The organism is Anaeromonas frigoriresistens, assembly GCF_016820655.1.
GTDB lineage: Bacteria > Bacillota > Clostridia > Tissierellales > SIT17 > Anaeromonas > Anaeromonas frigoriresistens.
Genome location: NZ_WSFT01000025.1, coordinates 28,069 through 43,125, shown reverse-complemented (window position 1 = coordinate 43,125; position 15,057 = coordinate 28,069). Strand labels below are relative to the sequence as shown.

General features: G+C 29.6%; 15 protein-coding genes and 1 other annotated feature. Of the genes, 14 read left to right on the top strand and 1 reads right to left on the bottom strand.

Features of this window, described 5'->3' with window-relative positions; genetic code table 11:
- The first annotated feature begins 130 nt into the window (after nt 1-130).
- The 4 genes from GOQ27_RS05975 (at nt 131) to thrS (ending at nt 4,810) form a co-directional block, all read left to right on the top strand.
- Complete coding sequence (locus GOQ27_RS05975) at nt 131-877, top strand: DUF6873 family GME fold protein (RefSeq protein ID WP_252187762.1); 747 nt, start codon at nt 131-133, stop codon at nt 875-877.
- Between the two features lie 71 nt (nt 878-948).
- Nucleotides 949-1,857 (top strand): putative sporulation protein YtxC, encoded by a 909-nt coding sequence (gene ytxC, locus GOQ27_RS05970; protein WP_203365926.1) that lies wholly within the window; start codon nt 949-951, stop codon nt 1,855-1,857.
- A gap of 87 nt (nt 1,858-1,944) precedes the next feature.
- Entirely contained in the window at nt 1,945-2,550 is a 606-nt protein-coding gene (locus GOQ27_RS05965) for a DUF445 domain-containing protein (protein ID WP_203365925.1), read from the top strand.
- 349 nt (nt 2,551-2,899) lie between these two features.
- On the top strand, nt 2,900-4,810 hold the full coding sequence (gene thrS, locus GOQ27_RS05960; protein ID WP_203365924.1) for a threonine--tRNA ligase: 1,911 nt from the start codon (nt 2,900-2,902) through the stop codon (nt 4,808-4,810).
- Between the two features lie 30 nt (nt 4,811-4,840).
- Here thrS and GOQ27_RS05955 read toward each other — a convergent pair whose 3' ends face one another.
- Nucleotides 4,841-6,397 (bottom strand): ATP-dependent metallopeptidase FtsH/Yme1/Tma family protein, encoded by a 1,557-nt coding sequence (locus tag GOQ27_RS05955; RefSeq protein WP_207751266.1) that lies wholly within the window; start codon nt 6,395-6,397, stop codon nt 4,841-4,843.
- Between the two features lie 295 nt (nt 6,398-6,692).
- Between GOQ27_RS05955 and infC the strand changes: the two genes are divergently transcribed.
- From infC to pheT, 10 genes are all read left to right on the top strand, one after another.
- A complete protein-coding gene (infC, locus tag GOQ27_RS05950) occupies nt 6,693-7,232 on the top strand; it encodes a translation initiation factor IF-3 (protein ID WP_203365923.1) in 540 nt (179 codons plus the stop codon).
- A 20-nt stretch (nt 7,233-7,252) separates the two neighbouring features.
- Entirely contained in the window at nt 7,253-7,450 is a 198-nt protein-coding gene (gene rpmI, locus GOQ27_RS05945; protein ID WP_203365922.1) for a 50S ribosomal protein L35, read from the top strand.
- A 30-nt stretch (nt 7,451-7,480) separates the two neighbouring features.
- On the top strand, nt 7,481-7,834 hold the full coding sequence (rplT, locus tag GOQ27_RS05940; RefSeq protein WP_203365921.1) for a 50S ribosomal protein L20: 354 nt from the start codon (nt 7,481-7,483) through the stop codon (nt 7,832-7,834).
- A gap of 168 nt (nt 7,835-8,002) precedes the next feature.
- Nucleotides 8,003-9,370 (top strand): TrkH family potassium uptake protein, encoded by a 1,368-nt coding sequence (locus GOQ27_RS05935; RefSeq protein ID WP_203365920.1) that lies wholly within the window; start codon nt 8,003-8,005, stop codon nt 9,368-9,370.
- Between the two features lie 10 nt (nt 9,371-9,380).
- A complete protein-coding gene (locus tag GOQ27_RS05930) occupies nt 9,381-10,025 on the top strand; it encodes a potassium channel family protein (protein WP_203365919.1) in 645 nt (214 codons plus the stop codon).
- Nucleotides 10,026-10,037: 12 nt separating this feature from the next.
- On the top strand, nt 10,038-10,835 hold the full coding sequence (locus GOQ27_RS05925) for a TrmH family RNA methyltransferase (RefSeq protein WP_203365918.1): 798 nt from the start codon (nt 10,038-10,040) through the stop codon (nt 10,833-10,835).
- Nucleotides 10,836-10,923: 88 nt separating this feature from the next.
- On the top strand, nt 10,924-11,013 hold the full coding sequence (locus GOQ27_RS05920) for a YqzL family protein (protein ID WP_203365917.1): 90 nt from the start codon (nt 10,924-10,926) through the stop codon (nt 11,011-11,013).
- Between the two features lie 6 nt (nt 11,014-11,019).
- Nucleotides 11,020-11,237 (top strand) — a binding site (T-box leader).
- Nucleotides 11,238-11,286: 49 nt separating this feature from the next.
- On the top strand, nt 11,287-11,475 hold the full coding sequence (locus GOQ27_RS05915) for a hypothetical protein (protein WP_203365916.1): 189 nt from the start codon (nt 11,287-11,289) through the stop codon (nt 11,473-11,475).
- Between the two features lie 17 nt (nt 11,476-11,492).
- Complete coding sequence (pheS, locus tag GOQ27_RS05910; RefSeq protein ID WP_203365915.1) at nt 11,493-12,515, top strand: phenylalanine--tRNA ligase subunit alpha; 1,023 nt, start codon at nt 11,493-11,495, stop codon at nt 12,513-12,515.
- A gap of 18 nt (nt 12,516-12,533) precedes the next feature.
- Nucleotides 12,534-14,933 carry a phenylalanine--tRNA ligase subunit beta gene (gene pheT, locus GOQ27_RS05905; protein ID WP_203365914.1) on the top strand — a complete coding sequence of 800 codons (2,400 nt, stop codon included), beginning with the start codon at nt 12,534-12,536 and terminating at the stop codon, nt 14,931-14,933.
- The last annotated feature ends 124 nt before the right edge of the window (nt 14,934-15,057 follow it).

Here is a 15,057-nt window from a genome sequence, read left to right as displayed (position 1 = left end):
CAAGTGGTAAGGCAGAGGACTGCAAATCCTTTACCCCCAGTTCGAATCTGGGTGCCGCCTCCATAAAAAACTCCCTAACAAAAGGGAGTTTTTTTATTATAATAACAAATAATAAAACTAGGTGATGAATATGAAGTTAAATCCATTTTTATCTTACAAAAAAGCTGATATTGTTATATTAGATGGAAGAGTAGGTAAAGATATAACTGATTTCTTTGAAAGAATGGGTATAGTTGTAATAAAGACAAGAAAACATGAAGGCTTATATGAAGCAGTTAGTTATCATCCTGATATGATACTATATCCTATAGATAGTAATACTGTTATTGTATCTCCTAGAGAATATCACTATTATAAAGAAATTTTATCTCCTTATAAAATTAAGTTGTTAAAAGGAGAGAGAGAACTAAACAGAAACTATCCTGACAATATTGCATATAATGTAGCAAGAGTCGGAAACTATTGTTTACATAATTTTCGATATACTGATGAAAAAGTTAAATACTATATGGAACAATTAGGGATGGAATTGATTAATATAAAACAAGGATATAGTAAATGTTCTATATCTATTATAAGTAATAAATCAATAATTACATCTGACAAAGGTATTGAAAAGGCTTTAAAAAAGACAGGAATAAAAATATTAACAATAGAACCGGGGCACATTAAACTTCCTGGATTAGAATACGGATTTATAGGTGGAAGCACAGGATCAGTTGATAATAAATATATATTATTTTCAGGAGATTATTCAAGTCATCCTGATAAAGAAAAGATAGATGACTTTTTAAATAAAAATGGAAAAATTCCAAAAATATTATCGAATAAAAAAATTATAGATATTGGGTCAATAATTCCATTAATTTGTATTTAATGTATATCTATAAACTGAATAACCACAATTATTAAACATATACTACTATTACAGTAGAAAGGAGTGACATAATGTACTGTTTTTCGGTTGTATATAACAATAAAATTTGTAATCTTTCTGATGTATTCAATAAAAGATTTCAAGCTATTAATCATAGCATAAATATAGATAGTTCATCTTATGAAGAAGGCAATGAAACTATAATTGAATTTAAACTTAATGATGAGAACAATAAAGATATTACTGAGATTAAAAAAATAGTTAAGGACTATATTGCTGATGGTATTGCTGAGACAATTATAAGTAAATATCAGTATGTGATAATAAAAAAACATTTAATTTCAAAAGATATATATTTTACACAAAATGATATAAAAGATATATTTAATAAAACTCTAGAAATAATAAATAAAAATGAAAACGGTGAAGGAGATTTATTAACTTATAAAATTAATAAAAGAGCTAAGATATTCAAAATACTACTAGATTATCTTGAAAATAATAATAGTATAAATATAGAAGGATTTATTAATTTTCGATTAAGGTTTCTAATAGAAAAGATAAACGATGCGGTAGAGAAAGTAATAGAAGATTTAGTAGTAGAAAAAGAGTTTGAAGAATTTATTAAGATGTTAAAGTATTTTGTAGATATACAATCACCAAAAGTCGAAACGGTAAATATATTTTTCTTAAAAGATAAAAAGTACTTACTCTATGACAAAGATATGAAACTAATCAATAATGACTATTTAAAAGAAATAGCTAAAGAGATGTATGAAAATGATATGAGTTATGATGATCTTTTAATAAGCTCGTTGATAACTATTGCACCTACAAAATTGATATTGCATACTCAACAAAGAAAAGGTGATGATATTATCAAAATAATTAGTAGTATATTTAATGACAGGGTAGATATATGCTCTGGATGTAATTTGTGTACTCTAGATAATAGACTAAACTTTATAAAAAGAGATTAACTTTTAAAGCGTAAAAACTTTAGAAGTTTTTTTTGCTTTTTCTATATGATATAATATGATGATTAACATTAAGAAGAGGTGAATTATATGGAAATATTAGAGATATTTATTATGATGATTATAGGGGGACTTATAGGATGGCTTACTAATATAATTGCTATTAAATTATTATTTAGACCATTATACCCTATTGAGATACCTATATTAAAATTAAAAGTACAGGGGTTAATTCCTAAAAGAAAAAATGAAGTTGCTCAAAGCATAGGGATTGTAGTAGAGGAGGAACTACTATCTATTCATGAAATAATAGATAAGGTTATAGAAGAAGATGATATAGATAAAATTAAAGTTAAAATTATGCAAAAGATAAATATAATTGTAGCAGAAAAATTACCTCCATTAATACCATCTACATTTAAAAAAATGATATTAAATTATGTAAATGATTTTATAGATCAAGAGGGAGAAAGTGCAATTAGAGAGATGATGGATGAAATGATAGATAAGGCTGTTGATAAAGTACAAATATCACAAATAGTTGAAGAAAAAATAAATGCATATGAGATTGAAAAAATTGAAGAAATAATTATATCTGTAGCTAAAAAAGAGTTAAAACATATAGAAATATTAGGTGGGATATTAGGATTATTAATAGGATTTATACAGGGGCTATTAGTGTTCTTTGTTTTTTGATTTTTAGTTGTATAAAAATATTGATAAAATTGATTGACATAACACATAATAGAATGTATAATATTATAATAAATATATAGAATGATGTTGAAAGGTCGAGTAGATTGAAAACAGTTTCAAGAGAGGGAATGTCATAGGCTGAAAGCATTTCTAAATATGTTCAATTGAAAACTAACCTGGAGTCGAATCTGAAACCATAATTGGGTAAGGATTTCCGTTGATCCCGTTAAGATCTATAAGTTATAAATAAGGGTGGAACCGCGAAGTAAACCTCGCCCCTAGAGAAATCTAGGCGTGAGGTTTTTTTATATGAAAATTTACTATATTTACAATTCCGAGGAGGGATACTATGTCAAAGATTAAGATTACTTTACCAGACAATTCTATAAAAGAGTATGAAGAAGTAGTAACACCTTTACAGGTAGCTAAAGATATCAGTGAAGGATTAGCTAGAGTGATAGTAGGAGCTAAGGTAAATGGCGAATTAGTAGGTCTTATGGAAGAGATAAAGGAGGATTCCGAGTTAACATTACTTAAATTTGATGATAAAGGTGGAGACGAAGTATTTAGACATACTAGTGCACACATTTTAGCTAATGCTGTTAAAAGGTTATTTCCCAACACAAAGTTGGCCATTGGCCCAGCTATAGACAATGGATTCTATTATGATTTTGATACTGACCACAGATTTACTCCTGAAGATTTGGAAAAAATCGAAAAGGAAATGAAAAAAATTGTAAAAGAAGATTTAGAGATGGAGAAGTTTGTATTGCCAAGAGAAGAAGCGATAAAATATCTTCAAGAGCAAGGAGAAGACTATAAAGTTGAGCTAGTAGAAGATTTACCAGAAGATGAGGAAATATCATTCTATAAACAAGGAGACTTTGTTGACCTGTGTAGAGGACCACATTTACCAAGCACTAAAAAGGTTAAAGCTTTTAAATTATTAAGTATAGCTGGAGCTTATTGGCGTGGAGATGAGAGCAGAAAGATGTTACAAAGAATATATGGTACATCTTTTGAAAAGAAGAAGGATTTAAATCAATATATAGAGCGTTTGGAAGAGGCTAAAAAAAGAGACCACAGAAAACTAGGTAAAGAACTGAGTTTATTTACAATAATGGAAGAAGGTCCTGGATTCCCATTTTTCTTACCTAAGGGAACAGTACTAAAAAATACATTATTAGATTTCTGGAGAAATCTCCATAGGGAAGAAGAATATGTAGAGGTTGAAACACCAATAATTTTAAGCAGGAAATTATGGGAGACTTCAGGACACTGGAATCATTATAGAGAAAATATGTATGCAGTAAAAATTGATGAAGAAGATTTTGCTATCAAACCTATGAACTGTCCAGGAGGATTTTTAGTATATAAAAATGATATGCACTCTTATAGAGATCTTCCAATGAGAGTTGCAGAGGTTGGTAAGGTTCATCGACATGAATTATCAGGAGCATTACATGGGCTTATGAGAGTTAGAGCCTTTACTCAAGATGATGCTCATATATTTATGTTACCTGAACAAATAAAAGATGAGATAAAAGGTGTAGTAAGAAAAATTGATAAAATATATACTACTTTTGGCTTTAAATATAATATTGAATTATCCACTAGACCTGAAAAGTCAATGGGTTCAGAAGAAGATTGGAATATGGCTGAGATTGCTTTAAGAGAAGCATTAGAGGAACTAGAAGTAAAGTATATCCTAAATGAAGGTGATGGAGCATTCTATGGTCCGAAGATTGACTTCCATTTAGAAGATGCTATAGGAAGAACATGGCAATGTGGAACTATTCAATTGGACTTTCAGATGCCTCAGAGATTTGAATTAACTTATATAGGAGATGATGGAGAGAAGCATAGACCTATAATTATTCATACAGCTGCTTTAGGAAGTATAGAAAGATTTTTAGGGATATTGATTGAACATTATGCAGGTAAGTTCCCAACTTGGTTATCTCCAGTTCAAGCTATTATTCTTCCTATCTCTGACAAGTTTAATGAGTATGCACAAAAAATCAAAGCAGAACTTGTAAGTAAGGGATTCAAAGTAGAACTAGATGATAGATCAGAAAAAGTTGGATATAAGATAAGAGAAGCTCAACTTCAGAAGATACCATATATGCTTATAGTAGGTGAGAAAGAAGTTGAAGAGAATACAATATCAGTTAGATCTAGAGATGAAGGAGATACTGGTGCTGTAAATCTAGAAGAGTTTATTGAAAAGGTTACAAAAGAAATACAACAGAAAAAATAATATATTCAAAAGACGCCTATATGGCGTCTTTTAATTTACTGTTTGGGTTACTTGAGGGATTTTTTTAAAAATATCATCTAATTCATCAATCCCCATAGTTTCGTTTTCAAGTAGATAATTAGCTACATCTTTTAAAATATCTATATTATCTTCAACAATATTTATTGCTTTGCTATAGCAAGATTCCATTATAGATGAGACTTCCTCATTAATAGAATCTATATAATACCTTATATAATTTTCATTTATAGATATATTACCTAAGGAACTCATACCATAACTACATACAATATTAGTGGCCAAATCTGTAGCTTTCTTTAAATCATTTTGTGCACCAGTAGTAACTTCATTAAAGATAGCTTTCTCAGCTGCTCTTCCAGCTAAAAGAACTATGATTTTATTATATAATTCTTTTTCTGTAAGTAAATATCTTTCATCATCAGGAAATTTTAGAACATATCCTAATGCTTGCCCTCTAGGTATTATAGATATTTTTTGGATCATATCTGACTTTAAAAATTTTCCTACTATTGCATGACCAGCCTCATGATGGGCAACAATTTCTTTTTCTTTAGTTAATACAGTAGGGTGTTTGACCTCTAGACCAGCTACTACTCGTTCAATTGCATTGTTAAAATCATCGATATCTATTTTCTTCTTATTATTTCTTACAGCAATAATTGCAGCTTCGTTAGCAATATTAGCTAATTGAGCTCCTGAAAAACCGTGGGTCTTTTTTGATAGCTCACCAATGTTAACTGAAGTATCTATAGGTTTGTTTTTAATGTGTACTTTAAATATATCCTCTCTTGCTTTTAGGTTAGGATTTCCTATATAAATATGTCTATCAAACCTTCCAGGTCTTAGTAAAGCTTCATCTAATAAATCTAATCTATTAGTAGCACCTATTACTACAACTGTAGAATCTTTATTAAAACCATCCATTTCTACTAATAACTGATTTAGTGTTTGATCTTTTTCATTATTACTATCTATATTTCTTTTACAGCCTATGGCATCAATTTCATCAACAAATATTATCGTAGGGGAGTCTTTTTTTGCTTTTTCAAATAAAGTTCTTATTCTTTTAGCCCCGACGCCCACATATTTTTCTACAAACTCTGATCCACTAGAATATAAAAAATTTGAATTTGTTTCTCCTGCCACAGCTTTAGCTAAGAGAGTCTTTCCTGTGCCTGGAGGACCATGAAATAATATTCCACTTGGGATTTTTGCTCCCATTCTATGAAATTTCTCTGAGTCATTAATAAAGTCTATTATTTCTTGCATCTCTTCCTTGACCTCATCTAGACCTGCCACGTCATTAAATGATACATTAGGTTTATTGTTTTTACCTAGACCGTCATCAGATTTCTTATCAGTTGCAATGGAAGCTGTTACTAATTGTGGGTTACCACTAGTTTTTATATAATAAATAAACAAACCTGAAGTTATAATCCATATAAAAATTTTATCTCCTATGGATACATTGAATATGTTTGAAGTTGGAGAGTAAGTATCATATAGTAAAAGAATAGAGACGATTATAAATATCACTAAACTAACTTTCAGTAATTTATTCTTCAAGATATCTCCGCCTTTTTAAAAATTTATAATAATAGTTTAACCAAATAGTATCCTAATATTATTAAGTTTGTAGTATAATAACTTGGTATTATATAGAAGAAATTTTTATTAATAATTTGTTGACATTTTAGAAAGTTTAACATATAATGATATAGAAAACAAAGTAGAAGTTTCCGCTTCTCACCTCAGGGCTAAAGCCTACAGGTTAATAGAAGAAAGACATAAATAACGTTAAGTTATTAATATGTGTTATTTCTATTAAGAGAGCGGAGTTCTAAGGACTCGCTTTTTTTTATTGTTTAAATTTTATAGGAGGTGTCTTAATATTAAAGATCTTCAAATTAACGAGCAAATTAGAGACAGAGAAGTAAGACTTATTGATTCAAACGGTGATCAATTAGGAGTTGTACCCATCAATAAAGCTCAAGCTATAGCTTTTGACAGAAAGTTAGATCTGGTTAAAGTAGCGCCCACTGCTAAACCTCCTGTTTGTAGAGTAATGGATTATGGAAAATACAAATATGAACAGGCAAAGAAAGAAAAAGAAGCTAGAAAAAATCAGAAAATAATTAACATAAAAGAGGTTAGACTATCTCCTCGTATAGAGGAACACGATCTTACTGTAAAAAGTAATCAAGCTATTAAATTTCTTAAAAATGGAGATAAAGTGAAGGTTACTGTGAGATTTAGAGGTAGAGAGCTTGGACACACTGAAATTGGAAAAGAAGTACTCAAACAATTTGCTGAATTAACTTCTGAAGTAGGAGTTATAGAAAAGAGACCTAAAATGGAAGGTAGAAATATGATTATGTTTCTAGCTCCTGTGGAGTCATAAATCGAGAGGAGGAACTAATTATGCCAAAAATGAAAACACATAAAGGTGCAGCTAAAAGATTTAAGAGAACTGCTAGTGGAAAATTAAAAAGAAGTAGTAACTTTGTAAATAAATATCATGGAAAGAAAACTTCAAGAAGATTAAGAAATCTTAGAAAAGCTAAATTAGTAAGCGCAAGTGATCAAAAGAGAATAGAACAATTATTACCATATAAATAGAAGACAGGATAGTTAAAGGAGGTTTTAACAATGGCAAGAGTTAAAAAAGCAATTAATGCAAAAAAGAAACATAAAAAAGTACTGAAACTTGCAAAAGGATATTACGGAGCTAAGAGTAGATTATTTAAGCCTGCCAACCAAGCAGTAATGAGAGCTCTTAGATCAGCATATATAGGACGTAAGTTAAGAAAAAGAGATTTTAGAAAATTATGGATTACAAGAATAAATGCTGCTACAAGAGTTAATGGATTATCTTACAGTAAATTTATAAATGGTCTTAAAAAAGCTAATATTGATATTAATAGAAAAATGCTTTCTGAAATGGCGATTTATGATCCTGAAGGATTTAAAGCATTAGTAGAAACAGCAAAAGAAAATATATAATGTAAAAGTTCCGGAAACGGGGCTTTTATTTTTTCTTTAATATGAAAGGATATACATATATATGAGTTTTTTTTATTTTTTGTGTCTATAATACTTATATTGCCTTTTACTAATTATACTATGATGATATAATATAAAAAAATATAAAATATCTATTTGTTTTAGGGGATGATTAAAATAGAATTAAAAAACAGAATGAACGAATTAAAATCTAACCCTGCTCAAGTTTTAGTTTTGGGTTTTGCAGCATTAATTTTTATTGGAGCTACTCTATTAAATTTGCCTATGGCTTCAGCAAGTGGTAGAAGTATAGGTTTTATAGATGCATTATTTACCTCGGCTTCGGCAGTTTGTGTGACTGGATTAGTAGTTGTAAACACAGCAGCCCATTGGACTATATTTGGAAAGATAGTGATACTAGTATTAATACAAATAGGTGGATTAGGATTTATGACTATGGCCACATTAGTATCTTTATTAATAGGGAAAAAGATTACATTAAAAGACAGACTTATTATGCAAGAGGAACTTAATCAATTCACATTGTCTGGATTAGTAAAATTAACAAGATATATAATTATATCCACTTTTGTTATTGAAGCTATTGGTGCAGTATTCCTAGCATTTAAGTTTATTCCAGAATACGGAACGCTACAAGGTATTTGGTACTCTATATTTCATGCAATATCTGCTTATTGTAATGCGGGGTTTGATATCATAGGAAATAGTATGGAATCTTTTGTGACTAGTCCAATAGTGAATTTTACAATTAGTATATTGGTTATATTAGGAGGTCTTGGATATTCAGTATATATTGATATGACTGAGAATAGAAAATTCAAGAAATTTTTATTACATACAAAAGTGGTCCTAGTAATGTCTATTGGCCTTTTAGTTTTAGGATTCTTAGTATTTTTGATAGTTGAGTATAATAATCCTCAAACCATAGGGAATTTATCCTTTGGTTCAAAACTTATTGCATCCTTCTTCCAGTCAGTTGTACCTAGAACAGCAGGGTTTAACAGTGTAAGCATGGCTGGAACTACAAATGCTACAGCTTTTTTAATAATTATTCTGATGTTTATAGGAGGATCTCCAGGATCTACTGCTGGAGGTATAAAGACTACAACTATGGGAGTTATACTATTAGCTGTAGTAGCAGTTGTTAGAGGGGAAACAGATGTTGAGATTTTTGGAAGAAGAATTCCCAATGAAATTATATTTAGAGCTTTAGCAGTTTTGGGTATAGGCTTATTAATAGTAATAATTGTTACTATGACCCTATCTTTAACTGAAAATAATTTGGAGGATTATAGCTTTTTAGACATTACTTTTGAAACAGTTTCAGCATTTGGAACTGTTGGCTTAAGTAGAGGTCTTACTCCGTATTTATCAGATATAGGTAGAATAATAATTACCATAACTATGTTTATAGGTAGATTAGGTCCTTTAACAATGGCATTTGCCTTTGCTAAGAAAAGAAGAGAGAAAAAGGGATTATATAGATATCCAGAAGAAAGAATAACTGTTGGTTAGGAGGAGTTACATGAAACAATTTGTTGTTATTGGATGTGGAAGATTTGGAACAAGTGTAGCTGAAACTTTATATGACTTAGGGTATGATGTATTGGCAATAGATAAGAGTGAGGAAAAGGTTCAAGAAATAGCTGACAAGGTTACTCATGCAGTACAAGCTGATGCTATTGATGAGAATACCTTAAAAACATTAGGGTTAAGAAATTTTGATGTGGCTGTAGTTACTATAGGTTCTGATTTACAAGCTTCTATAATGGCTACTTTAATTGCTAAGGAGCTAGGAATTAAGCTCGTAATATCTAAAGCTCAAAATGAACTTCATGCGAAAGTATTAGAAAAAACAGGAGCTGATAAGGTCGTATTTCCTGAAAGAGATATGGGTAGTAGAGTAGCTCGTAATCTGGTTTCATCCAATATCTTAGATTATATAGAATTTGCCCCTGATTATAGCATCGTAGAAATTACTGCTATAAAAGAGTGGGAAGGAAAGACTTTAAATGAGTTAAGGTTACCTACTAAATACGGTATTAATGTAATAGCAATAAAACACAATAAAGAAATTAATATTTCACCATATGCTAATGATGTTATCGATAAAAATGACGTACTTATAGTTATAGGACATAATAAAGACTTAAGAAACCTAGATAGATAGGGTGGGTCATAAATGGAGTTAATAACTAGTTCTTCGAATAAATTTATCAAAGAGATAAAAAGCTTAAATAAAAAAAGAGATAGAAATAAAAAAGGACTTTATTTTATAGAAGGTTTAAGACTTGTAGAGGATGCTATAAAATCTAACCAACCAATAGAATATATTCTATATTCAGATAAGATCTTTCAATTAGAGGGTGGAGAAGAATTATTTGATAAATTTAGAAATCAATTTAGCCATTATAAAATTGAACATAATTTATTCAAAGAGATATCTGATACAGATAGTCCCCAGGGTATTATGGCAGTTATTAATATTAGAAAATATACTTTAAAAGATATTATTGATGAGAATCCTTTTATAATATTTCTAGATAGACTTCAAGATCCAGGTAATATGGGAACCATAATAAGAAGTGCCGATAGTTTAGGAGCTAGTGGTATTATTATTAGTAAAGGTTCGGTAGATATATATAATCCTAAAGTAGTAAGATCAACCATGGGTTCATTATTTCATCTACCTATAGTTGAAATAGATAATTCTATAGAAACTATATCAAAGCTAAAAGAATCAGGTATAAAAGTATTAGCCACTTCTTTAGAAGAAGCTAAATATTGTTATGATTCAGATTTAACTACTAATATATTGATTATTATTGGAAATGAAGGGAATGGTATTTCAGAAGAACTATTTAATATTAGTGATGAAAATATCATCATACCTATGAAGGGTAATTCAGAGTCATTAAATGTTGCCATGGCATCTTCAATAATTATGTATGAAGTACTTAGACAGAGAAAAAATATTTAGAAAATTCATTTATGGACGTACATACACCTTGTATTTTCAAATATGTAATGCTATAATCTAAATAAATAGCATTAAAGGGGTGTAAGGAATGGTAAATGCTCAATTCTATTGGCATGTTTTTGAACTTACTGGTTCCATAAATGCATATCTAATGTATAAGAATTTGTTAATAAATTAATAATATAGAAAAGTATTGATGAAGAGAGTAGATATTGGATACATGTAGAGAGAGGATATCAAGGCTGGAAGTATCCTTATGTTTGATAATATTGAAGTTCACTTCTGAACTGCTAGACTGAATTCAGTAGGTCTATGCCGGCATTGCCGTTAACTAAATTGAGTGGCTATTAAAGTATTGTAATAGTTATAAGAGTGGTACCGCGAATATCCTTCGTCTCTTTGAGATGAAGGTTTTTTTATTGTCCAATATCTATAAGTTGGGAGGGATGATATGGTTATTATATATAATTTTCTTATTTTTTTTATAGCATATTTTTTATTAAGCTATGTTTTTAACTTAATAGCTTTAAGAATAACCAAGAGACCTGAATTCAGTACAGACTTTAAAAAAATATTAAAAAGAGCTTTAACTGTTAGTTTGCTTTATCTATTAGTACTTTTGATTGCAAAATTATTTTAAAGAAAGGAGAAATCAAAATGAAAGAAAAAATTCAAGATTTAAGAAATGCTGCAATAGCTGAATTAAAAAATATTAGTAATTTATCCTCCTTGGAAGAATATAGAGTTAAATATTTAGGGAAAAAAGGAGAGCTAACTAAAATATTAAGAGGAATGGGAGGATTATCAAAGGAAGAGAGGCCAATAGTTGGAAAACTAGTAAATGAAGTTAGAGAAGAATTAGAAACTAGAATAGAGACTATGAAAACTGAGTTGAACAATAAAGCCAAAAACAAGAAATTAAAGGAAGAAAAGATAGATGTAACTTTACCTGGAAATAAGGTTAATTTTGGTCATAGACATCCTCTTATGAAAGTATTAGAAGAACTAGAAGATGTATTTTTAAAAATGGGATTTGAAATTGTAGAGGGACCAGAGGTGGAAACTGTATATAATAACTTTGATGCACTAAATTCTCCAGATAATCATCCCTCAAGAGATAAATCTGATACATTTTATATAACTGAAGATATACTATTAAGAACTCATACATCACCAGTCCAGATTAGAACTATGAAGGAAAAAAATCCTCCTTTTAAAATAGTGTCTGCTGGAAGAACCTTTAGGTTTGATGATGTAGATGATACCCATTCACCTATGTTCCATCAATTAGAAGGTCTTGTTATAGATAAAAATATTACTATGGCTAATTTAAAGCATACGATTGATATGTTTATAAAGGAATTGTTTGGAGAAGAAATGAAAACAAGGTTTAGACCTCATTATTTTCCTTTTACTGAGCCTAGTGCAGAGGTAGATGTTTCATGTTTAAGCTGTAAAGGAGAAGGATGCCCAGATTGTCATGGTACAGGATGGAGTATGGAGTTGCTAGGCTGTGGCATGGTACATCCAGAAGTGTTAAAGAATTGTGGGTTAGATCCAGATGAATACAGTGGATTTGCTTTTGGATTAGGTGTAGATAGAATAGCGATGGTTAAATACGGAATAAATAACATCCGATTATTATTCGAGAATGATATGAGGTTTTTAAATCAATTTTAATAGATAGGAGGATTAAATATGCTAATACCAGTGAAATGGCTAAAAGATTATGTAAATATTGAAGGTATAGAGACTAGAGAATTAGCAGATAAATTAACTATGTCTGGTTCTCATGTAGATTCTATTGATAAGATAGATAAAGGTGTAGAAAACGTAGTAGTAGGAAAGATAGAAGAAATAACACCCCATCCTAATGCTGATAAGTTAGTTATAACTAAGATAAATATTGGAGAGGAAACTATCCAAATAGTTACTGGAGCTAAAAATATCAATGAAGAGGATTATGTACCAGTGGCCTTAGTGGGTGCTAAACTACCAAATGGAATGAAAATAAAGAAGGGTAAATTAAGAGGCGAGGTCTCCAATGGAATGCTTTGCTCAGCTGGAGAGCTTGGAATTAAAGAAGATTTAATATCTAAAGAATTAAAGGATGGTATATATATATTAGATGAAGAATATCCCCTTGGCAAAGATATTAAAAGTGTTTTAGGACTTAAGGGTGAAGTAATAGATTTTGAAATAACCCCTAACAGACCAGATTGTTTAAGTATTGTTGGTATGGCAAGGGAAACAGCTGCAACATTAGGAAAAGAATTAAAGGTTCCAAATGTAAAATTAAATAATGAAGTTGATGAGATTACAGATATAATTAACAAATTAGAGGTGTTAAATTCAAAACTTTGTAGAAGATACTACACAAAAGTGGTGAAAAATATTAATGTTGAAAAATCACCTCTATGGATGAGAAGGAGATTGATAGAATCTAATGTAAGACCTATAAATAATATTGTAGATATAACAAATTATGTAATGCTAGAATTAGGTCAACCAATTCATGCCTTTGATTTAGATAAGATAGTGAACAATACAATCACTGTAAGGAATGCAGAAAAAGGCGAAAAAATGACTACGTTAGATGGCGTAGAAAGGGAATTAGATACTGATATGTTAGTTATAGCAGATGCTGAAAGTCCTATTGCTATTGCTGGAGTTATGGGAGGAGAAGATAGTGAAGTAACAGAAAATACTAAATCTATTCTTATTGAGTCTGCAAATTTTGATGGTAGAAATGTGAGACTTACCTCTAGAAAATTAGGACTAAGAACAGAAGCTTCGGCTAAATTTGAAAAAGATTTAGATCCTAATATATCAGAATTAGCTTGTTTGAGAGTTTGTCAGTTGATCGAAGAAATCGGAGCTGGAGAGGTAGTAAAGGGAAATATAGACATTTACGAAAATAAATCTAATATAAGAGAGATTAAATTAAGACCTAAAAAAGTAAATTCCTTATTAGGCGTAGAACTTTCAGTTGATTATATTATTGATACATTGAATAGATTAGAATTAGAATCTAAAGAAATAGATGACAAAATATTAGTTAAAGTACCTACCTTTAGAAATGATATTCAAATGGAAACTGATCTAGTAGAAGAAATAGGTAGAATTTATGGATTTCACAATATCCAATCTGCTCCATTGATAGGTTCATTAACTAAAGGCGGTAAATCAAGAAATAGAGAAATACAAGATTATATTAAGTATTCATTAACTGGAATGGGACTTAATGAGATCACAACCTATTCTTTTATAAGTCCTAAAGCTTATGATAGCATTAATTTACATGAAGAAAGTTTAAAAAGAAGAAATGTAGAGATAATGAATCCTTTAGGTGAAGATTATAGTGTCATGCGAAGTACATTGATTCCTAATATGCTTGATGTATTATCAAGGAATTACAAGCATGGAGTAGAAAAAGCATGGGCTTATGAAATTGGTAATTCTTTTATACCTAAAAGTATACCAGTAAACACTCTTCCTCATGAAATAAAAGCTTTAACTATTGGGATGTATGGAGAAACAAACTTTTTCAATCTAAAAGGAATTTTAGATAAGTTATTTATAGAACTAGGAATAAAAGGATTTGAGTATATTGTAGAAGAGAATCATGATACATTCCATCCAGGAAGATGTGCTAATATTTTATATGGAAACCATGTATTAGGAACTATTGGTGAAATACATCCAGATGTATTAGGCAATTATGGTATGAAAGAAAGAGTGTATATCACTGAATTAGATCTAGATATTATATCATTCCTTACAAATCTAGAAAGAAAGTATAGTGAATTGCCCAAATATCCATCAATGACTAGGGATATAGCAATAGTAGTTGATGAAGATATTCTAGTAAAACAAATTGAAGATATAATTAAAGATAATGGTGGAAAACTAGTAGAAGAAATTAATTTGTTTGATATATACCAAGGTGAACAGATAGAAAATGGTAAGAAAAGTGTTGCATATTCTATTGTTTATAGATCATTAGAAAAGACATTAACTGATGAAGAAGTTTCAAAGGTCCATGATAAAGTAGTAGAAAAACTTACATCTGAACTAAAGGCCGAATTAAGAAAATAAAAGAAAAACATTTAAAGGGCATGGAGATTTACTCCATGCCCTTTAAATTTATTATTATTGGTTATATAATATAAAGTACATCTTAACAAATTACATACAATAGTTATAAAAAATAAATAATAGC

Bases quoted from the DNA above. Each gene is read 5' to 3' on its own strand.
- GOQ27_RS05975 (WP_252187762.1), top strand. From the start codon at position 131: ATGAAGTTAAATCCATTTTTATCTTACAAAAAAGCTGATATTGTTATA.
- ytxC (WP_203365926.1), top strand. From the start codon at position 949: ATGTACTGTTTTTCGGTTGTATATAACAATAAAATTTGTAATCTTTCT.
- GOQ27_RS05965 (WP_203365925.1), top strand. From the start codon at position 1,945: ATGGAAATATTAGAGATATTTATTATGATGATTATAGGGGGACTTATA.
- thrS (WP_203365924.1), top strand. From the start codon at position 2,900: ATGTCAAAGATTAAGATTACTTTACCAGACAATTCTATAAAAGAGTAT.
- rpmI (WP_203365922.1), top strand. From the start codon at position 7,253: ATGCCAAAAATGAAAACACATAAAGGTGCAGCTAAAAGATTTAAGAGA.
- rplT (WP_203365921.1), top strand. From the start codon at position 7,481: ATGGCAAGAGTTAAAAAAGCAATTAATGCAAAAAAGAAACATAAAAAA.
- GOQ27_RS05935 (WP_203365920.1), top strand. From the start codon at position 8,003: ATGATTAAAATAGAATTAAAAAACAGAATGAACGAATTAAAATCTAAC.
- GOQ27_RS05930 (WP_203365919.1), top strand. From the start codon at position 9,381: ATGAAACAATTTGTTGTTATTGGATGTGGAAGATTTGGAACAAGTGTA.
- GOQ27_RS05925 (WP_203365918.1), top strand. From the start codon at position 10,038: ATGGAGTTAATAACTAGTTCTTCGAATAAATTTATCAAAGAGATAAAA.
- GOQ27_RS05920 (WP_203365917.1), top strand. From the start codon at position 10,924: ATGGTAAATGCTCAATTCTATTGGCATGTTTTTGAACTTACTGGTTCC.
- GOQ27_RS05915 (WP_203365916.1), top strand. From the start codon at position 11,287: ATGGTTATTATATATAATTTTCTTATTTTTTTTATAGCATATTTTTTA.
- pheS (WP_203365915.1), top strand. From the start codon at position 11,493: ATGAAAGAAAAAATTCAAGATTTAAGAAATGCTGCAATAGCTGAATTA.
- pheT (WP_203365914.1), top strand. From the start codon at position 12,534: ATGCTAATACCAGTGAAATGGCTAAAAGATTATGTAAATATTGAAGGT.